Raw genomic sequence first — 19,631 nt, forward strand, 5'->3', positions numbered from 1 at the left:
ACGATGCCCGTCCTGATCGTGATAGCGATCTACGCCATCCGGATCGCCCGCGCCCCCTTGGACGCGCGCCTGAAGAAGCGCCACGTCGGACCCCTGTCGGTCACGACCGGAGCGGTCATGCTCTATCTGGCCTGGGACTGGCTCAGGCCCGAGGGCCTCAGCGCTGCCTATTTCGTCGGCGAGTTCGCCGGCGTCCTGTCCGTCTACCTGATGTCCTGCACCCTGGTGCTGGCCACCCGCCTGATGTGGTTGGAGCAGTGGTTCGGCGGCCTGGACCGCATGTACCGTCAGCACAAGCTGTACGCCGTATGGTCCATACTCCTGCTCACCCCCCACCTGCTCCTGCACTTCTTCTCCGGTTTCGACGGGAGCCAGTACGGCTACGCCCACCGGACCGCGTCGGTAGGGATGGGCCATCTCCTCGGTGCCGTCTCCGCCATCGGCCTGCTGCTGCTCGTCCTCATCTCACTCGGCCAGGTCGGCCGCATCCTCCGACTGCCCTACGAGCGCTGGCTGTTCCTGCATCGCCTCACCGGCCTGCTGCTCCTGTTGGCGCTGTTGCACGGCTGGTTCCTCGATCTCATCATCGACGGATCCACGCCCCTCCTGGCGATCTACGTCACCATGGCCACCATCGGCATGACCGCCTACACCTACGACGAACTGGTGCTACGGCACAGGGAACCCCGAGCGGACTACACCGTCCACCGTGTTGAGCGGCCGACACCCGACATCCTCGACCTCACCCTCACACCCACCGGCGAGACGACGCTTCCCGTGACAGGAGGCCAGTTCGTCTACCTGCGGGTCGGCGGCTGGCACGAACACCCCTTCAGCGTCGCAGGAACGCAGGCCGACGGCTCGGTACGCCTCACCATCCGTGCCCTGGGCCGCGGTACACGCGGCCTCTACACGGACATAAATGAAGGCCACCCCGCAACCCTCAAGGGTCCTTACGGCATGTTCGACCACACCCTCGGCGGACCCCGGCAGATATGGATCGCGGGGGGCATCGGTATCGCGCCCTTCCTGGGCTGGCTCACCCACACCGGTGCAGCGCCGCCCCGCACCGACCTCTTCTACTGCGCCCCCACCGCCGAAGACGCACCGTTCCTCCCGGAACTCACCGCAGCGGCAGCACACCGCCCCGAGTTGCGGCTCCACCCGACGTTCAGCCGCAGCCACGGCCGTCTGACCGCCGAAAGAATCCAGGCCGAGGCCGGACCGATCACCCCCGACACGCACGTCTTCCTCTGCGGCCCCGCCTCCATGATCGAAAACCTCACTCGCGCCCTCCATCGCCAGGGCGTCCCCCGCCGGCATCTCCACGCCGAGCACTTCGCCTTCCGCTGACGAGCCGCCGACCACACGAGATCACGCGCTCAGCACCAGCAGCTGTGGCGACGCTCCAGGCCGACCGAGACGACTCCGTAGGCGGGCGGCCTCAGGTTCGCATCGTCCTGGCTGGTCAGGCGTCGTCGCGCAGGCGGGCAAGCCCGCTGAGAAGGAGTTCGAGTCCGAAGGAGAACTCCTCCTCGATCGGAACGGGCATCGACCCGGCGACGGTAACCGTTGCCGGAAACAAGGCCGGATCGACGCCCTGAAAGACGGCGGACAGTTGCGCGTCGTCGAGTTGCCCGCCACCGCCATGACCGTTGACCTGTATGGCGAATCCGAGGACGTAGCGGGAGAAGGTGGCAAACGCATGCGCGGCCAGTCGCGGCGGGAAGCCGCTGTCGAGCAGCGCCGCGACACAGTGCTCCCGCAGCGCCATGGCATTCGGCCCCAGGGGAATCTCTTCGACCATCAGGCGCGCCGCGTTCCGGTGCCGGGCCAGGGCCTCGAACATGGTGTGTGCGACCGTCCGCAGCGCTTGCTGCCAGCCCATCGCGAGGAGTTCGTCGCCCTTCAGTTCCACGGCGCCGAACATGCGGTCCACGACATGGGCGACCAGCGCTGCCCGGTTGTCGAAATGCCGGTACAGCGTCGCCGTGCCCGAGCCCAGGCGCTGGGCCAGCGTCCGCATCGATAGAGCGTCGGCCCCTTCATCGTCCACGATCTGCAGTGCGGTAGCGACGATGCGCTCCAGCGGCACGGGCGGACGCCCCGGGCCCCGACCCGATGCCGTGGTCGCTCGCACAGGACCAGCTGCTGCCACTGAACGTCCACCTCCTCAGCCAGCACCATAACAGCAACACCGTATCCAGTATGGAGCTCGCCGGCTGGGCATGGAGCGGCAGTGCCCCTTCGATCAGCCCATCGACGACCGCTCATCGGGGACTCCATGCACCGGCCAATCCCACTGAGTGGTGTGCATCGTGAAATCGCAGGTCACGGGTCTGGTGTGAGTGACGATTCGGGGACTCGTGCCCGTCGGCGGCCGATGTCTATGCCGTAGATCATCGGGCAGGTCCGGTTCCGAGGGTCTGCCGGGTTCGGCTGCGCACGTGACCGCCCCCCTACGATCCGTCGGCAGGTCGGCACCCCACGAGATCGCGGGAGGGCCCGGGATGCCGGAGCGGCAGTGGATCACCGCTCGTCGGAGTGAACTGGACGCCCTCGCCGAGAGGTTGATCAGCCACTTTCAGGAGGTCCAGGTCGCCGACCGCCCGCATGCCGTTCTGGCCTTCCTGGCCCTGGTTCAGGTCCTGTCGGAGGCTGTCCGCTTGCGCAGGCGCGGTCGTCGGCGTGCAGCGGTGATCGGCGTGGGCTGCTCGCCCGGTACGACTCGGTTGCGGATCGAACCGATGCCCTCGACTGTCATTTCCACGATGTCTCCGGGTTCGAGCGGAGGCGGTGTTCGCATCCCGCTGCGGCCCCACAACTCACCGAGGCAGCCGCCGTTGCCGCAGGTTCCGGAGCCGAGGACGTCACCGGCCTTCACCCAGGTGCCGCGGGATGCGTACGAGATGAGCTCCTCGAACGTCCAGCTCATGTTGCTCAACAGGTCCTGGCCGACCTCGGTGCCGTTGACCGAAACCCGCATGTCCAGCTGCAGGAAGCCCTCGTCGTCGCGGTGGGCGTCCAACTCGTCGGCGGTCACCAGCCACGGCCCCAGGGTGGTGGCGAAGTCCTTTCCCTTTGCGGGCCCGAGGCCCACCTTCATCTCACGGCCTTGCAGGTCCCGCGCGGACCAGTCGTTGAGGACGGTGTAGCCGAACACGTGGTCCTGTGCCTCTTCGGGGGTGAGTGAGGCGCCGTCCTTGCCGATGACGGTGGCCACTTCGAGTTCGAAGTCCAGCACGTGTGACCCCGGCGGGACCGGGACCTCGTCGTGCGCGCCGATCAACGCATAGGGGTTGGTGAAGTAGAAGGCCGGGGCCTCGTACCACTCCGGTACGACCACACCGCCTCCGCTGACCGACCGCACGACACCCTCGACGTGCTCCTCGAATGCCGCGAAGTCCCGCACGGTCGGCGGTTCCAGCGGCGGCAGCAGCCGTACGGAATCGACCGGTGTCGGGGAGGAGTTGTCGAGGGCGGCGGCACCGGCCTCAAGGGCGGTCGGCAGTCCGGCTCGTACGAGGTCCAGGACCGTCATGGTACCGGGGAAGGCGTGCAGCCCGTGCTCGCCGACGACACCGGCGGCGCGGCGGCCGGCGCTTTCCCAGGTGGCGAAGCGCATGGTGTGCGTCCTTTCCGGGGCTCTACTTGATGGCGATGGGGTTGACCGGGGCTCCGACGGCACCGGTGACGGGGATGGGGGCGGCGGTGAGGAAGAAGTCGTAGATGCCGTCGGCAGCGCAGTCGGCCGCGAGGGCGTCGAGATCCCATATCTCGCCGATGAAGAGGCCCATGTGCGGGATGGCCACTTGGTGCAGGGGCTGGAAGGCCCGATCGAATTCGTTGGGCCGGACCTCGAAGCCCCAGGTGTCAGTGGCGATACCGGCGATCTCGCGGGTGTGTAGCCAGTCCGCGGTGGTGAACGAGAGGCCGGGTGCCGGCCCGCCCGCGTAGTCGCCCCAGCCGTCGCGACGCGTCCGCGCCAGCTGTCCCGTACGGACCAGCAGCAGATCGCCCCGGCCCACTCGGGAGGATTCGCCTTGTGCCGCGATCGTGGCTTCGAGGTGCTCGGCGGTGATGGCGAAGCCGTCCGGCAGTTCTCCGTCGGTGCCGATCGCTCGGCCGACGTCGAGCAGCACTCCTCGGCCTGCTATCCGGTCGGCCACGGTCTCGATACCCGTGAGCTGATCGCCTTCGCTGGTCACCACCGCGGAGGCGCGTCGTCCGTTGTAGGCCATGCCGTGGTCGAAGACGTGGCCGAGGCCGTCCCACTGCGTCGACGCCTGCAACGGCATGAACACCACGTCGTCGGCACCGCCCAGGCCGTGCGGGAACTCCGGCGGACCGAACTCGGCGTCCAGGCCCGAGGAGAGCATGGTGTGCACGGGATTGGTCCTGCGGCGCCAGCCGTTCTGCGGACCGTTCGCCTCGAAGCGCTGGGCGAGCGAGAAGGAGACCCCGCGCCGGATCAGGGCTGCGCCCTCCCGCCGTTTGCCCTCGTCGAGGAAGTTGAGGGTGCCCAGTACGTCGTCCTGTCCCCAACGCCCCCAGTTGGAGCAGCGCTTGGCGGCATCGGCGATCGCGCCGGCGGGGTTGGCACGGTCCAGTTCGTCCGGGGTCACGCCGGGTTCCTTCCGATGAAGAACTCACGGAACGGGTCCATGCTGGGCTCGAGTCCGGCGTCGAGGAGTCCCTTGCGCAGGGCGTGCATCTGGGCGTCGTGGATGCGCTGGGTGGGCTGGCGCAGCGGTCCGCCGTTGTAGCCCTGCAGCCACCCCTGGAACTTCCATGCCTGCCGGTTGATGAACGCACCGCCGTGCAGCATGGGAGCGAGGCCGCCCTTGATCTTGCGGGCCGGATGCAGCTGCCAGTAGATGTCGGTGGCGTCGTCGTACTTGCCCTCGCGCAGCAGCTGCATGACACGCGGGATCATGGGCCCGAAGTATTCGTGGTCGCTCGTGGCGGACAGTTGGACGGGCATGACCTGTGCCAGCGGGATGAGCTCGCCCTCGATGGGCACCGAGATGACGACCTCGTCGCCGAAAAGCCGGTGGCACTCGATGGCGCTCTGAATGCTGGGGAAGCCGCCCTCGGCCTTGATGACCGCGATGTTGGGGCAGTCGTCGATGAGCCGGCGGATGAGCCGCGTCGGGATGTCCGAGGGGTGCACCCGGGGACTGAACCCCCACAGGTACATCGGGAACAGGATGACCGCGAGGTTCGTGGCGTCGCAGACGGCCTTGGTGTAGTCGTAGACCTCCTGTTCCGACTCCGGGTAGAAGTTCGGCGGGTAGGACAGGAGCACCAGGTCGGCACCGGCCTCTTCGGCGCCGCGCACCGCCTCGATGTTCTGCTCCAGGGTGCTCCAACTGCCGTGGTGGACCACGACGAAGTCGTCGCCTGCCTCATCGCGGACGATGCGCAGGAAGTCGAGGTATTCGGGCAGGGTGATGCTGACCTCGGAGACGCCGAGGGTGCCGAGGAATCCGTGCTGCTCGGCGAGCCGGATGTCGTGCCTGATGCCCTGCTCGTTGATGCCGCGAAGGTCGGCGGTGAACGACGGGATCGTGCAGTTGACGGCTTCGACGAGCTTTTCGCGGGCCCAGTCGCGGGCCTCTGTGCGGGTGTATGCGGGCATGGTCGTCCTTGCCTCGGTGCGTGGGTGATGGGGGCGGTGACTCAGCGCCTGGCGGGTTGGTCTCGGCGCGACTCGTTCGTGCGGTGTCCGGCGCGGCAGTCGGCTCAGGGCGCGCCGGCGCCTTCCCAGGCCAGGTACTTCATCTCCAGGTACTCGTCGATGCCATAGACGGAGCCCTCCCGCCCCAGCCCCGACTGCTTGACGCCGCCGAAGGGGGCGACCTCGTTGGAGATCAGGCCGGTGTTGATGCCCACCATCCCCGCTTCCAGGGCGGCCGAGACGCGCCAGGTCCGCTCGGCGTCGCGGGTGAAGAGGTAGGCGGCCAGACCGTAGTCGGTGTCGTTGGCCATGCGGACGGCCTCGGCCTCGTCGGTGAAGCGGATGAGCGGGGTGAGCGGGCCGAAGGTCTCCTCGCGGGTGACGAGCATGCCCGGGGCCACGTCCGCCAGCACGGTGGGCTGGAAGAAGAGCCCTCCACGCCGGTGCCGCGAACCGCCGCACAGGATCCTGGCACCCCGCCTCGTGGCGTCGGCGAGATGTTCCTCGACCTTCGCCACCGCTGCCTCGTCGATGAGCGGTCCCTGCTGCACGCCGTCGTCGAAGCCGTCTCCGACGACAAGGTCCTCAACCCTGCGGGTCAACGCCTCCGCGAAGCGGTCGTGGATTCCCGTCTGCACGTAGACACGGTTGGCGCTGATGCAGGCCTGGCCGGTGTTGCGGTACTTGGTGGCGACGACACCGGCGACGGCGGTCTCGAGGTCGGCGTCGTCGAAGACGAGCACCGGCGCGTTGCCGCCCAGTTCCATCGAGGTCTTCTTCACCGTCTGGGCGGACTGGGCCAGGAGCAGCCTGCCGACCTCGGTGGAGCCGGTGAAGCTGACCTTGCGGACCAGCGGATTGCCGGTCAGCTCGGGCCCGATCTCGCGCGGGTCGCCGATCACCACGCTGAGGACCCCGGCCGGTACACCGGCCCGCTCGGCAAGCTCGGCGAGGGCCAACGCCGTCAAGGGCGTCTGCTCGGCGGGCTTGACGACCATCGTGCAGCCCGCGGCCAGTGCCGGAGCGGCCTTACGGGTGATCATCGCGGCGGGGAAGTTCCACGGGGTGATGGCCACGCACACCCCGACCGGCTCCTTGAGCACCAGCACCCTGCGCGAACCTTCCGGTGCCGCGAACACGTCGCCGCGGATCCGTTTGGCCTCCTCGGCGAACCACTCGATGAAGGAGGCGGCATAAGCGACTTCCCCGCGGGCCTCGGCGAGTGGCTTGCCCTCCTCCAGGACGATCAGCCGGGCCAGGTCCTCCGTGTGCTCGGTGACAAGGTCGAACCAGCGCCGCAGCACCTGTGCGCGCTGTTTGCCCGACCGCGCCCGCCACTCGGGCAGAGCACGATGAGCGGCGTCGACGGCCTGGGCGGTCTGCGCTCTGCCGAGTGCCGGCAGGTCCGCGATGAGGTCACCGGTCGACGGGTTGCGGACGGTGAGCCGACCGCCGTCGCCGGCTTCCAGCCACTTGCCCTCGACGTAGGCGGCCGTGCGCAGCAGCGTGGGGTCGGACAGACCGAGTGGAACGGTCGTCTCTGTGGTCATGGCGGCTCTCTCACTTCTGCACGGGATGAATGGTGGCCGGCATCCGGGTGCCGAGTCCCAGCCGCTCGGCGTTGCGCGCGCACATGCCGGCGACCGCCAGGTCCTGGACCGCTGAGCCGACCGACTTGTACAGCGCGATCTGATCGGCGCGGGTGCGCCCGGGGACGCGCTCGCCGACGAGGTCGGCCAGCGAGCGGATCTCGCCCGCCACGTCGAGACCGGCGGCCCGCGCGGCGATCAGGTCCCCGGTGTCGTCGAGCACCTCCTCGACCATGTCCGCCACGATCACGTCGGCACGGGCGATCACATCAGGGTCCACCTCACGCTGCTCGGGCAGGGTGGATCCGATGGACACGACGGTCATGCCTGGTCGGAGCCACCTCCCGAGCAGAGTCGGGGTCTCGTCGCGGGACCGGGCGGCGCAGACCACCAGCGTGGCGCCTGCGACGGCCTCCTCGGCGCCGGCCGCCTGCGTGATCGGCAGGTCGGACAGTTCGGCGACGAAACGGGCTCGGCTCTCCGGTCGTGGGCTGTACACCCGTACGTCCTTGAGGTCCCGTACGACGGCGAGGGCGCGCACATGGTTCTGCGCTTCGAAACCGGAGCCGATCACGGCGACGGTCAGGGCGCCGGGCAGCGACAGCAGGTCCGCCGCGACGGCCGAGGTGGCCGCCGTCCGGTAACCGGTGATGGAGTGGCCGTCGAGCAGGGCCACCAGCTCGGCCGTCCGCTGGTCGAACAGGGGGATGAGGTAGGAGGCGCGGCGCGTCGGCATCGCGGCCGCGATGATCTTCGCTCCCATCAGGTCGCGTCCGGCCGGTACGCCGGTGAGGGTGCGCAGCCAGCCGTGGTCTCCGCGGGCCATGCCGCGGGCCGGATAGCGTGCTGCGTCCACGCTCGTCGCGTATGCCTCGCGCACCGCCGAGGTTGCCAGCTCCCAGTCGAAGGCCGCCTGTACCGCCGCGTCATCGAGGAAAAGAGTCACTTCAGTGGCCTTTGCGGAGGAGGGATCAGGAGGAGGGGGAGGGATCAGATCGGCGAGGGGGTCCACAGACCGCCGTCCGTCTGCTTGAGCAGCACCGGCAGCATGGTTTCGGTCATCGACCCGCCGGTCCCCCACTGGTCCTGCGACTGAGGAGAGGTGCTGTCGAAGACGCGGGGCTCCCACGCCTCGTCGTCCTCGATCGTCTCCAGCTCCGTCGTGTACTCGACGACGTTCTCGTTCGGGTCGAGGAAGTAGGTGAAGGTGTTGTCTCCCGGGCCGTGCCGGCCTGGGCCCCACAGCGGGCTGTGACCGGCCGCGCATCAGACGCCCGGACCCGCGCATGTACTCGTCGATGCCGCGCATCTCGAAGGAGATGTGATTCAGCGAGACGCGCGGTGCTCGGGAGATGGCGAGGATGTGATGCTGGGTTCCGCTGCGCATGAAGCACATCAGGTCGCCGAGCCAGTCCGAGAGGCGGAAGCCGAGGTACGTCTCGTAGAACGCCTTGGTCGCGGCCACATCGGTGGAGTTGATCACCACGTGGCTGAGCTTCTTGGGGACGGATTCGCGTTCCTCGAGCTCCCGGAAGGGCTTCTGCGCGACCCCGGCGGACACCTCGACGAGTCGGCCGTCGGGGTCGAAGAACCGGACGCCGTATCCGCCGCCCGGGGTGTCCAGCTTGCCGGGCTCCCGGTCGAGCGTGATCCCGCCGACGGCCAGCCGGCAGGCCAACTCGTCTACTTCTTCAGGTGAGTTCACACCGAATGCGATGAGGTCCAGTCGCTTGTCCTGGTCCTGCCGGACGCGAAGGACGTACTGCTCCGGGTCCGCGGGAGTGGCGAAGAAGGTCACACCGCTGTCGTCGGCCACCGGTTGCAGTCCCCAGAGGTTCTTGTAGAACTCCAGAGCCTTGCCGTAGTCGGGCACACCGATACCCACATGCCTGAGATGGGTGATCGGACGGAAGGCTGCGGTCATCGTCGACTCCTGCTCTTCAGTGACGCCGAACAGATCGTTCGCGTCGCTTTCCCGCTGCAAGACGCTAGACAGACGCACTCCTCGATACAAACAATCGATAGTGATGCGTTCGGATTGATGACATCAATCCGTGGTCGGAGTCGACCGTCGAGCCGCGGCAGCCGACTTCTTTCGGCATGCCTTCAGCACAGACAGGAATTCCGGTCGATGCCCACCACCAATGCGCCCCTGGATCTCAACCGGGTGGATCTGAATTTGCTCGTCGCCTTCGACGCCCTGATGGCGGAACGAAGCGTGACCGCGGCGGCGGCCCGTCTGTCCGTCGGACAGTCGGCCATGAGCTCCACGCTGGCTCGGCTCCGCAAGCTCCTGAACGACCCGATCCTCGTCAGGCAGGGCCGGACCATGGTTGCCACACCGGTTGCCGAGTCGCTGGTGCAGCCCGTGCAGAAGACGCTGACCGACATCAAGTCGCTGCTGTCACAGCGCGACCGCTTCGATCCCGCGACCGACCACAGGACGTACTCGGTGATGGCGAGCAGCTACGCGGCCGTCGCCGTACTGCATCCGCTGCTGGTGCACCTGCCGACCGAGGCTCCGAACGTGCGGTTGCGCATCCAGCCCTTCGCGGAGGAGTACGCGGAACAGCTGATCCGCCACCAGATCGACCTCGTCATCGTTCCGCGCGAGCTGGTGCCCAGCGGCCCTGACCTGTGCAGTGAGGCCGCGTACACCGACCGCTACGTGCTCGCGGTCGACCAGGAGCACCCCGATGTGGGCGAGAGCATCTCGGTCGAGCAGTTCAGCGAGCTGCCGTACCTCGCGACGAGCCCCGACCGGCGCCCCTCCCTGGCCGAACTGAATCTCGACCTGCTCGGCATCCCGCGCCACGTCGAGGTCACCACGAGTTTCGAACTCGCCCCGTTCCTGATCCGCGGTACCCGGCTCATCACCTTGATCCCCGAAACGCTCGGGCGCCGCATCGCCCCGGCGACAGGCCTGCGGCTGCTCGAGCCTCCCATGGAGCTGCAGCCGGGCACCGAAACGATGGTCTGGACGAGACGCATGGACGACGATCCGGGCCATGCCTGGCTGCGGCAGCGCATGCATCATTTCGCAAATGCCTACATCCGGGACACGCCGCCCGCCTCGGCAGCCGGCTGAGACAGGACCGGTCAGGAGGAGCCTGGCCGCGTTCCATCGATTGGATCAATGCTGTCGCATCGACGGGAATTGCTTTTCACCATGTGATGGCAGCCATAGCCTGACGTCTCGAGCCGCAGGCAGGGCCACGGAATTCCGCTGATCGCCCCTGCTGAGCACGACTGAGGCAAGGGAGCCCCATGACTGCCATCTCTCCAGAAACGGCCGATGCCGCTACCATCCTGGACCGCGTCGAGGCCTCGCTGAAGAACGATCTCGTCCCGGTGGAAATCTTCAACGACGAGGCGGTTTTCCGCGCCGAAATCGAGCGGATATTCACCAAGTGCTGGGTGTTCGTCGCGCACGAGAGCGAGATCCCCAAGGCGGGTGACTTCGTGCAGCGCAGAATCGGCCTCGATCCGGTGATCGTCACGCGCGACGGCAAGGGCGGTATCAACGTGCTGTCGAACTACTGCCGTCACCGGGGCACCCAGGTGTGCCAGACCGATGCCGGCAACTCCCGGTTCTTCAAGTGTCCTTACCACGGGTGGACCTACAGCAACAACGGAGACCTGGTCGGCACCCCGCACCTGCACGACGCCTACGGCGAGCGTCTCGACCCCAAGGCATGGGGCCTGATACACGCGCCCCGGGTGGCCACCCGGCAGGGCTTCGTCTTCGCCTCGCTGGACCCGGACGGACCGTCGCTGGACGAGTACCTGGGCGGGGCAGGGTGGATGCTCGACCTGATCGTCGGGCTGGCACCCGGCGGCATGCGGGTCGCCGGGCCTCCGGAGCGCTACCGGCTGCACGCCGACTGGAAGACGGCCGCCGAGAACTTCACCGGCGACGGTTACCACGTCGACACACTGCACTGGAGCACGGAGGAAATCGCGGTCTCCCAGGGGCTGCAGACGACGTGCGAGATCGCGCGCTTCTACGAATTCGAGAACGGCCACGCCTTCACCGGCCATGCCTGGACCAAGGCGGTCCATCCCGGCTACGTGCTCTGGGGCTACGCGCCGGAAATCACCCAGCACTTCGACCTGTCGGGCCTGGACGAGGCACAGCTCCACGTGGTCAATCACGAGCCGCCGACGGTCGGCACGATCTTCCCCAACCTCAGCTTCATCCGGCTGAACACCCCGTCCGTGCCGGGCGGTCCCCTGTCGGTGATCACCAGCTTCCGGCAGTGGCAGCCGATCGGCCCCGGCGAGATCGAACTGTGGAACTGGCAGTTCGTCTGGGACTTCATGTCGGAGGACGAGGCCCGCGAATCCTACGTCAACGGCCAGTTCACCTTCGGCTCGGCAGGCATCTTCGAGCAGGACGACACCGTCGCCTGGGAAGGCGCACCGCGCGCCGCCCAGAGTCCGTGGATGCGCAAGGCCGGCATGGAGTTCCACTTCCAGCAGGGCAACAACAGTCAGGTCGACCAGTCGCACGACCCCTCGTGGACCGGCCCGGGCCGCAAGCGCAACACCGGCTACGGCGAGCACGTGCAGCTCCACTTCTACCGCCACTGGCTGAACGTGATGCGCGGGAACACCGGCGCCGGCACCGAGGGAGCTGCGTCAGTATGACCACGACCGACACACCCCGCGTCGTCCCGCCCGTGAGCGCCAACCCCGAACTCCAGGCCTTGGCCACCCAGTTCCTGGCGCTGGAGGCCCGGCTGCTCGACGAGGGCCGCGAGGAGGAGTGGTACGGACTCCTTGACGACGAGCTTCTCTACACCGTGCCCATCCGGCAGGCAGCGGAACCGCGTTCCAAGGAGATCGACCGCAACGCCTTCCGCGTCCGGGACACCAAGGCCCACGTACGCACGCGCCTGGACCGGCTCAACACCGACCACGCGTACTCGGAGGTACCTCCGTCCCGCACCTTGCGCATCGTGGGCAGCGTCGAGGTCGAGGAGACCGACCGCCCCGACGTCATCAAGGTGTCGAGCGCCCTGCTGGTCTACCGCCAGCGCGGCATCGACCCGCACTTCGATCTCATCCCGTGCAGGCGCTACGACCAGCTGCGCCTCACACCGTCGGGCCCACGCCTGCTGTCCCGCGAAATCGTGCTGACCGAAACGGCGCTGGCCACTCCGAACCTTGGGGTCTTCCTGTGAGCGACAGCCTCTCCGTCTCCCTCGACGGCACCCGCTGCAAGTCCTACGGCATCTGCGTCAGCGTCATGCCCGACGTCTTCGACACCCCGCCCGGCAGCCCGACGGCTGTTCTCCTGCGCGACACCGTCGACGCCGACGAGCGGGAGGACCTCGAAGAGGCCGCCCGCGTCTGCCCCGCACAGGCCATCGCGCTCAACTCGGGACCCAAGCCGTGACCGGCGGCTTTGAGCGGGTCGTCGTGGTGGGAGCCTCCGCTGCCGGCCTCAGCGCCGCCGACGGCCTCCGGGAGGCCGGATTCACCGGCTCCATCACCGTCCTCGGCGCCGAGCTGCACCAGCCGTACGACCGGCCCACGATGTCGAAGGCCCTGCTTGTCGCCGAGGAGGACCCGCAACTCCTCGAACTCCGCTCTCCCGAACGCATCGAGGCGAGCCGCATCGACCTGCGTCTCGGGCACGCCGCGGCGGGGCTCGACGTCGACCGCCGCTATGTGGTGACCACGTACGGCGAGGCGCTTCCCTGGGACGCTGTGGTCATCGCCTGCGGCAGCCGCCCCCGCGAGATGAGGACCCTCGCGGGCGAGGTACTGCCGGCCCTGCGCACCCCCGAGGACCTGCGGGTGCTCCGCGAGGCCGCGGCGCGATACGGCGAGATGACCCTGATCGGCTCCGGCTTCATCGGACTGGAGGTCGCGGCCGCTCTCGTCGCGCGGGGCGTGACGGTCACGGTCCTCGACGCGCTCCCGCTGCCGCTGGAGCCCGTACTGGGGCCCGACCTGGCCACCCATCTCCGCGACCTGCACACCGCACGCGGGGTCCGCTTCCGCAGTGCCGTCGCGGTGGCGTCGGTCACGGGACAACCCGGGGCGTACGAGGTCCGGCTCACGGACGGAAGTGTGCACCGGACCCCGTTCGTACTCACGGGCATCGGCGCCGAACCCGCCGTCGACTGGCTGGCGGGCTCCGGGATCGAGGTGACCGGCGGGGTCGTCACCGACGCCGCCGGCCGGACCAACGTACCCGGCGTGTGGGCCGCCGGTGACGTGGCCGCGTTCCACCACCCGCTGCTGGGACAGCGCGTACGCGTGGAGCACTGGACCCATGCGGTCGAGCAGGGCCGGCACATCGGCTTGAACATCGCCCGCGGCGAGACCACGCCCTACCAGGGAGTGCCGTACTTCTGGACCGACCAGTACGGCATGCGGTTCCAGTGCTACGGCCGCCGCCGCGCGGGCGACCGCAGCCTCGTCGTCGAGGGTTCACTCGACGCGGGCGAGTTTCTCGTCCTGTTCGGCCACGCCGGCGAGCTCCACGCCGCGTTCGCCTGCGGGCGCGTCCGCTCGCTGCGCGACTACCGCAAGCTGCTCGCCCGCGGCGGCACCTGGGACGAGGCACTCGCGCTCGCCCGCACGAACAATCCCGCCCTCGACACCACAGTGTCGTGCGCCAACCGGAAGGAACGCACCACCCATGAAGCTGCTTGACGACCACGTCGTTCTCATCACCGGCGGCGGCTCGGGGCTCGGTCTCGGGGTTGCCCGCCACTGTCTCGAACAGGGCGCGCAGCTCGCGATCCTCGAGTACGACCAGGCCAAGGTACTCGGGCTGAAGAAGGAGTTCGGCGACGACGTCCTCGTCGTGCACGGCGACGTACGCGACGTCGACGATCTTCGTGCCTGCCGGTCTCAGATCGAGGACCGCTACGGCCGGCTCACCTCCCTCATCGGCGCGCAGGGCATCTTCGACGGCAACGTCCGGCTGACCGACATCCCCGTCGAGCGCGTCGGTGAACTGTTCGACGAGGTCTTCTCCATCAACGTCAAGGGCTACGCCCTGACCGCGCGGATCATGCACGACCTGCTGCAGGCCGAGGAAGGGGCGATCGTGCTCACCGCGTCCCAGGCGGCGTTCGCAGCCGACGGCGGCGGTGCGGCCTACACGGCCAGCAAGGGGGCGGTGCGCAGCCTGGTGAACCAGCTCTCGTTCGAGTTCGCCCCGCGGGTACGGGTCAACGCCGTCGCCCCTTCGGGCATCGCGGGCAGTCAGCTCCGCGGACCCGGCGCTCTCGACCTGCACGAGTCCAAGCAGTCGGACATTCCCGCGGACGCCTTCCGCGCGGCGTTCGAATGGTCCACGCCCCTTCAGCACCTGCCCACCCCGGAGGAGTACGGGCCCTTCTACGCACTCCTCGCATCCCGGCACAACAAGGTGATGACAGGCCAGACCGTGATCGCCGACTCCGGCACCCTGAACCGGGCCCTCATGAGCATGGGCCAGCTTGTCAGCAGCTACCCGTCGGCCTGAGTGCTGCGCCTCTGCGCACAACACCGGGTCGCAGAGGCGCGCATGCCGTCTTCCTGCTGGACGTGCGTCAACCGTACGACCGTTGACGTGCGTGCTGTTGCCGCTTGGCCGACCTGTCCCGAACCCACATTCCAAGCCGTCTCCGCAAGCAGGTGCCGACGAATCAGCCGTACGAAAGCCAGCCCAAGGGGCGCTACATCAGCCGCGTGGTGGGGTGGCGCGCGTTGGGAGGGTGCCTCAGCCACTTGTCGGGTGCCCGGAGGAAGGAGACGTGCGCAAAAGCCGAGAGACCAAGTGGTCAGCACTGCGGGCGGCAAGCTCGTCGTAGGTCCATCCCCGCACCGCACGCAGCCGGGCCAGCTCCAGACGCAGAGCCTCGAAGTCCGGGTCGGGCGGGAAGATCGTCACCCACCCATCGGAAGGTGCAGACACCTGCCGTGTCAGTGCAGACCTCTGCCCTATTTCCGCCCGTCAGGGGCGCAGCGAAGGGCAGAGGTCTGCACTAGCGTGTGCGCCCGACTCCAGTCCGGCAGAGTGCCGGCGCAATGAACGACGGGAGGAAGACGCGCGCCATGAGGCTCTGCTCCGTACGCCCGGGAGTCCGGCGCACCTGGACGGTCGAACTGCGCCCCCAGCCCGGCGGACCGGTACTCGTGTGCCATCAGTGCACGCACGGCGGGCGGCCGCTCGTCGGCACCGCCGCTCGAACCGAGCTCTTGGCCCACCTGGCCGCGCATGCACGTCAAGATCCTCTCCCCGCGCATCTGCGGACCTGCCAGTGCCACGAACGGGGTTGTCGACAGCATCCCCGCCACCGCGGGTGCAACGGCCCGATCCGACTCCTCCTCGTCCGAGAACGAGGCGGACGCCGCTGGCGCCTCTCCGACGCATGCACAGCGTGCGCGGCGGCCACGTCCCAGGCCGCCGTCGTCCCCGAGACAACCCTGGCCGCAGTCACACCTTCCGGGCAGACGCGCGCTCGACGCAGGCGACGCCCGAGAGGGCCAGACAGCCAGACGCGGGTGCGCGAGATGCTCAACTATCTCGCCACGGTGCTGCCCGAGGAGACAAGGGCTGGCGCCCGCATGCTCGCCCTTCAGTGCGCACTACGCATGAACAACTCGGCTCAAGTCAGGTTGCCCCACGGCGTGGTGCGCAGCCTTCGCCTCGAACCCGCCAGGGATTCGTGGCGTGAGCTCATCGAAGCGGGGCTGCTTCGTCCACTTCCACCGGACCGCGCAGTTGCCGTCCAGATGCTCGACGCGGGTCTACTCACTCAGTATCCGGCCCGGCCAGACCGGTGCGCGCCGCCGACTGGGCATTGCGCGGCACCTGCCCTGCTCGTACCTCGACCCCACTCCTACGACTTGCCGCCCTGTCCTTCGTCGTCCGCACCGCCCGCGGAAGCAATCATGGAGTCGCCGAGATGGACCTTGTAGCGCGAGAGTGCGGGGTGCCTGCGGCCGTCCTTCCCCCGCTACTGGAGCAGTTGGTGATCGCAGGGGTTCTCACGACCTGGCAAGCGGCACTGGACACAGGAGAGCTGTCGTGGAAGCTGGGCCCGAAAGGGCTCCATCCGTGTTCCGTCAACGAGGACACCACCCAAACGCCCTGCACCAGCTGACCGCCGACCACGGCGACCTGAGACGCCTTCCGCTTTCCGAACGTGATCGTTTGGTTCGGGGTGGGTGGGCATGAACTCCGGCTGGCTGCGGGAGGGATGGGCGTGGTGCGTCCGTTCGTCTCGCTTGTGGAGGTGGCTGGTGCCGTCGGTGCTCGGTCTGCTGGAGGCCCGGGAGAAGAAGGTCCGGGAAGAGGTCGCGTGGTTGCGGGATGAGGCCGAGCGGGTGCAGGCCGCACTCGACGAGGCGGAACGCGCGCTTCAGCGTCTTGCGGATGCTCGTGTGACGGTGGCCGAGGTGCTGGCCGAGCCTCCGCGTGCGGTCGTAGAGCCGGTGCGGAGCGCGGTGGCGGGGGCCGCGGTGCCGCGACGGACCGAGGGGATGACGGCGTCGGCCCTGCCTGCGGACTACCAGCGGATCATTTCCGTGCTGGAGTCGGAGGCGGGCCGGGAAGGCATGCGGTGCCAGCAGCTGGCTGCGGCCCTGGGGCTTCAGGCGGTCCCGGCGAAGGTCGAGGGACTTCGGTCGAAGGCGAAACGCCTGGTGGAACGAGGCTGGGCGCTCCAGACGCGGCCGGGAGTGTTCACCCCGCTCGGGACGCCGGCCGTCCGAAGGCACCGGGCCGGCGCCCGGCCAGGCGGCCGCTCATGAGCATGGTCATCGACCACAGCACCATGGCCTCGTGCATGGCGGGCAGCGTCTCGTAGTCGCGCACCAGGCGACGCGAGCGCATCAGCCAGCTCAGCGTTCTTTCCACCACCCACCTGCGCGGCAGCGCCACGAACCCCGTGGTCTCGTCAGAGCGTTTGACGATCTCGAGCGTGAGGCGGAGGTTCTCGGCCGCCCAGTCGACCAGGCGCCCCGCATAGCCGCCGTCCGCCCAGACGAGCCGGACGGAGAAGCAGAGCCTGCGCAGCCGCTCGAGCAGAGGTACTGCAGCGTCCCGGTCCTGCACGCTCGCTGCGGTCACTGCGACGGCCAGGACCAGGCCGAGGCAGTCCACCACCAGGTGTCGTTTGCGGCCGCCCACCCTTTTGCCGCCGTCCCAGCCGGTCGTGGAGCCCGGGATGTTCGCTGCTGCCCGCACTGACTGCGAGTCCACGATGGCAGCCGTCGGGCGTCGCGGCCCTCCTTCTGGCGCACCTTGTCGCGCAGCCGGTCGTGGAGCTCGGCGAGCAAGCCCGTAACCTGCCAGCGGCGGGCGAACGCGTGCACCCGCCGGTACGGCGGGAAGTCACAGGGCAGGTTGACCCACTTGACGCCGTTGTCGACGACATAGCGGACTGCGTCCAGCATCACGCGGTGGCAATAGCCCTCCGGCCGCCCGACCCGTCCCTGAAGCCACGCGGGGACCGGCAGCAGCGGCCGGAGGACCTGCCACTCCGTCTCCGTCAGGTCGGAGCCGTAACACCGCACGCGGACGGGCCCGTCCGCCGCGTGGCCGAACCTGTGCGCGAGACAGTCACACGCAGGAGACGGCCCGTTGGACTCCACAGACGCAAGCGCGACAGACTGCGACAACAGGGCCTCCTGGTACTGCTCGGTTGGGATCGCAACCCCGAGCTACCAAGAGGCCCTGCCGCTATGCCCCGACCACCGAGAGATCACCCGAAAAGGAACCCTGTTCGACTGATCAAGCCTGCCGAACGGTAAGCGGATGGCGTCTCACCATCCACACCCGGTGCGCCTTTGTGGACGGGTCCGGACACCACCCGTGGTTTTAGCGGGCCTGGGTGGCGTCCACGTTCTTGCGAGACGACCCCACCGTGCCAAAACAGCGAGTCCGGCCCGGCGTCGACCACGGCGGCGTCAGGCTACGACGATGACCGTCTTGCCGAGAAGTTTGCCGTTGCTCTCATCCTCGTGGACGGTCGGCAGTTCCTCCAGCGGTCGACGGTCGGCGATGTGCAGCTTGAGGACGCCGTTGTCGACGCGGGAGACGAGGTCGGCCAGGTGGGAGGCGTCGGGGCGGGTGAACACGCCCGCCGTGCGCACCGAGCGTGCCTCGTCGACCGGCACCGGGCCGGCTGAGCTGACGACGATGCCGCCGTCGGCCACGTAGGCGGTCAGCTTCGCGGCGTCCTCGGGAGCCAGGCGTACGTGGTTCACCACCGCGTCGAAGAAGCCACCGACGGCGGCCGGGCCTGCGTCGAGGTCCAGGGGACCGACGACATTCTCCGCACCGTAACCGTTCAAGCGATCGGCGTGCTGGGGGCCTGCGACGGCGGTCACCTTGGCGCCGGCTGCGACGGCGAGCTGGACCGCGATACTTCCCACCGCACCGCCTGCCCCGTTGACGAGAACGGTCTGGCCGGCCTTGATTCCGGCGAGCTCGACTACCGCTTGGCGAGCGGCCAGCCCTGCCAGGGGTAGTGATGCGGCGTCGGTCAGAGTGATGCTGCGGGGAGCGGCGGTCACCAAGTCGGCCGCCACGACCGCGTACTCGGCGGCCCCGCCGTGCTCCTCCAGCGGGAGCATGGCGATGATCGGGTCGCCGACCTGCAGTCCGCTGACTCCGTCGCCGAGCTCGGCAACGGTGCCGGCGACGTCGAGGCCGGGGGTGATCGGCAGCGGGGTGGGGATCATCTCAGCCATGAGACCCAGCCGGGTGTGGTCGTCGGCGGGGTTGAACGAGGTGGCTGCCACCTTCACGAGCACCTGGCCGGCACCGGGAACCGGACGCTCCACCTCCTCCCGGCGCAGGACGTCGGTGCTACCGAACTCGTGATAGCGAATCGCCTTCACGGCACTCTCCTATGGCTTCGTGGTTGTCGGATCCATGGCGAACGGGGGGAATCTCCGGACCGGTGATCGCCACCTCGTCCATGCCATCGATCGGCGCGCGAGCCGATCAGCTCATCTGCACCGACCGGATCGAGTCGCCCAGCACATCCGGTCAATGGCGAAGGTGCTTGTCGTAGGCCCCGGCGGACCGGCTCGGCCGGAGAAAGGGCATCGGGTTGTTCGTCATGGCCATCGGTGTCGATCTCTTCAGGGCGAGACGCCGGACGCCGCCGGACTTGCCTGGGCAACTGTGAAAGAGTGTGTCTGACTTGCCTGGGCAAGTCAAGGTGTGTGGCACCACAGAGCCCCTCCGGGTCATTACCTGCTTCCTGAGCAGCCAAGACGTCTCTGGATACCGTGTTGTCCAGTCAAGTAAGCTGCGTGTATGACACTCCCTGTGTCGACCTCAGGCAGCGAGCAATTCGTTCTGCCCGGGTTGGATGAGCCGCCGTCGAAAGGATGTGCCC

16 protein-coding genes and 3 pseudogenes are annotated in these 19,631 nt (G+C 68.4%); 8 read left to right on the forward strand and 11 right to left on the reverse strand.

Annotation, left to right across the window (positions count from 1 at the left end):
• Window positions 1-3: 3 nt before the first annotated feature.
• Window positions 4-1,353 (forward strand): ferredoxin reductase family protein, encoded by a 1,350-nt coding sequence (locus ACWDAG_RS02925; protein WP_450693789.1) that lies wholly within the window; start codon window positions 4-6, stop codon window positions 1,351-1,353.
• 115 nt (window positions 1,354-1,468) lie between these two features.
• Here ACWDAG_RS02925 and ACWDAG_RS02930 read toward each other — a convergent pair whose 3' ends face one another.
• The 7 genes and pseudogenes from ACWDAG_RS02930 to ACWDAG_RS02960 form a co-directional block, all read right to left on the reverse strand.
• Window positions 1,469-2,095: a TetR/AcrR family transcriptional regulator gene (locus ACWDAG_RS02930; RefSeq protein WP_450693790.1), complete on the reverse strand. Its 627-nt coding sequence runs from the start codon at window positions 2,093-2,095 to the stop codon at window positions 1,469-1,471.
• Window positions 2,096-2,641: 546 nt separating this feature from the next.
• A complete protein-coding gene (locus tag ACWDAG_RS02935) occupies window positions 2,642-3,625 on the reverse strand; it encodes a fumarylacetoacetate hydrolase family protein (RefSeq protein ID WP_450693791.1) in 984 nt (327 codons plus the stop codon).
• A 22-nt stretch (window positions 3,626-3,647) separates the two neighbouring features.
• Window positions 3,648-4,625 carry a cyclase family protein gene (locus ACWDAG_RS02940; RefSeq protein ID WP_450693792.1) on the reverse strand — a complete coding sequence of 326 codons (978 nt, stop codon included), beginning with the start codon at window positions 4,623-4,625 and terminating at the stop codon, window positions 3,648-3,650.
• Window positions 4,622-5,641 carry a dihydrodipicolinate synthase family protein gene (locus ACWDAG_RS02945; protein ID WP_450693793.1) on the reverse strand — a complete coding sequence of 340 codons (1,020 nt, stop codon included), beginning with the start codon at window positions 5,639-5,641 and terminating at the stop codon, window positions 4,622-4,624. The genes ACWDAG_RS02940 and ACWDAG_RS02945 overlap by 4 nt, the downstream gene beginning before the upstream one ends.
• 104 nt (window positions 5,642-5,745) lie before the next feature.
• On the reverse strand, window positions 5,746-7,230 hold the full coding sequence (locus ACWDAG_RS02950) for an NAD-dependent succinate-semialdehyde dehydrogenase (RefSeq protein WP_450693794.1): 1,485 nt from the start codon (window positions 7,228-7,230) through the stop codon (window positions 5,746-5,748).
• Window positions 7,231-7,240: 10 nt separating this feature from the next.
• Window positions 7,241-8,095, reverse strand: coding sequence for an ornithine cyclodeaminase family protein (locus ACWDAG_RS02955; RefSeq protein ID WP_450693947.1), 855 nt, complete (start codon window positions 8,093-8,095; stop codon window positions 7,241-7,243).
• A 164-nt stretch (window positions 8,096-8,259) separates the two neighbouring features.
• Window positions 8,260-9,193 (reverse strand): annotated as a pseudogene (locus ACWDAG_RS02960) (VOC family protein).
• Between ACWDAG_RS02960 and ACWDAG_RS02965 the strand changes: the two are divergent.
• From ACWDAG_RS02965 to ACWDAG_RS02990, 6 genes are all read left to right on the forward strand, one after another.
• Complete coding sequence (locus ACWDAG_RS02965) at window positions 9,155-10,357, forward strand: LysR family transcriptional regulator (RefSeq protein WP_450693795.1); 1,203 nt, start codon at window positions 9,155-9,157, stop codon at window positions 10,355-10,357. The pseudogene ACWDAG_RS02960 and the gene ACWDAG_RS02965 sit on opposite strands and share 39 nt — an antisense overlap.
• Window positions 10,358-10,536: 179 nt before the next feature.
• Window positions 10,537-11,919 carry an aromatic ring-hydroxylating oxygenase subunit alpha gene (locus ACWDAG_RS02970; protein WP_450693796.1) on the forward strand — a complete coding sequence of 461 codons (1,383 nt, stop codon included), beginning with the start codon at window positions 10,537-10,539 and terminating at the stop codon, window positions 11,917-11,919.
• Complete coding sequence (locus ACWDAG_RS02975; RefSeq protein ID WP_351924668.1) at window positions 11,916-12,455, forward strand: aromatic-ring-hydroxylating dioxygenase subunit beta; 540 nt, start codon at window positions 11,916-11,918, stop codon at window positions 12,453-12,455. Before ACWDAG_RS02970 ends, ACWDAG_RS02975 begins: the two co-directional genes overlap by 4 nt.
• Window positions 12,452-12,670 carry a ferredoxin gene (locus tag ACWDAG_RS02980; protein ID WP_389077269.1) on the forward strand — a complete coding sequence of 73 codons (219 nt, stop codon included), beginning with the start codon at window positions 12,452-12,454 and terminating at the stop codon, window positions 12,668-12,670. Before ACWDAG_RS02975 ends, ACWDAG_RS02980 begins: the two co-directional genes overlap by 4 nt.
• Window positions 12,667-13,938, forward strand: coding sequence for an NAD(P)/FAD-dependent oxidoreductase (locus ACWDAG_RS02985; RefSeq protein WP_450693797.1), 1,272 nt, complete (start codon window positions 12,667-12,669; stop codon window positions 13,936-13,938). Before ACWDAG_RS02980 ends, ACWDAG_RS02985 begins: the two co-directional genes overlap by 4 nt.
• Complete coding sequence (locus ACWDAG_RS02990) at window positions 13,925-14,758, forward strand: SDR family oxidoreductase (protein WP_351924671.1); 834 nt, start codon at window positions 13,925-13,927, stop codon at window positions 14,756-14,758. Before ACWDAG_RS02985 ends, ACWDAG_RS02990 begins: the two co-directional genes overlap by 14 nt.
• 303 nt (window positions 14,759-15,061) lie before the next feature.
• Here ACWDAG_RS02990 and ACWDAG_RS02995 read toward each other — a convergent pair.
• Window positions 15,062-15,166 (reverse strand): annotated as a pseudogene (locus tag ACWDAG_RS02995) (XRE family transcriptional regulator); the annotation flags it as partial.
• 1,355 nt (window positions 15,167-16,521) lie between these two features.
• Here ACWDAG_RS02995 and ACWDAG_RS03000 point away from each other — a divergent pair.
• Entirely contained in the window at window positions 16,522-17,031 is a 510-nt protein-coding gene (locus ACWDAG_RS03000; protein WP_450693798.1) for a hypothetical protein, read from the forward strand.
• Here ACWDAG_RS03000 and ACWDAG_RS03005 read toward each other — a convergent pair.
• The 3 genes and pseudogenes from ACWDAG_RS03005 to ACWDAG_RS03015 form a co-directional block, all read right to left on the reverse strand.
• Complete coding sequence (locus ACWDAG_RS03005; RefSeq protein ID WP_450693799.1) at window positions 16,964-17,482, reverse strand: IS5 family transposase; 519 nt, start codon at window positions 17,480-17,482, stop codon at window positions 16,964-16,966. The genes ACWDAG_RS03000 and ACWDAG_RS03005 overlap by 68 nt on opposite strands.
• Window positions 17,483-17,601: 119 nt before the next feature.
• A pseudogene (locus ACWDAG_RS03010) lies at window positions 17,602-17,874 on the reverse strand (transposase); the annotation flags it as partial.
• A gap of 315 nt (window positions 17,875-18,189) precedes the next feature.
• Complete coding sequence (locus ACWDAG_RS03015; protein ID WP_450693800.1) at window positions 18,190-19,125, reverse strand: NADP-dependent oxidoreductase; 936 nt, start codon at window positions 19,123-19,125, stop codon at window positions 18,190-18,192.
• Window positions 19,126-19,631 lie beyond the last annotated feature (506 nt).

This window comes from Streptomyces sp. NPDC001157, from assembly GCF_053598255.1.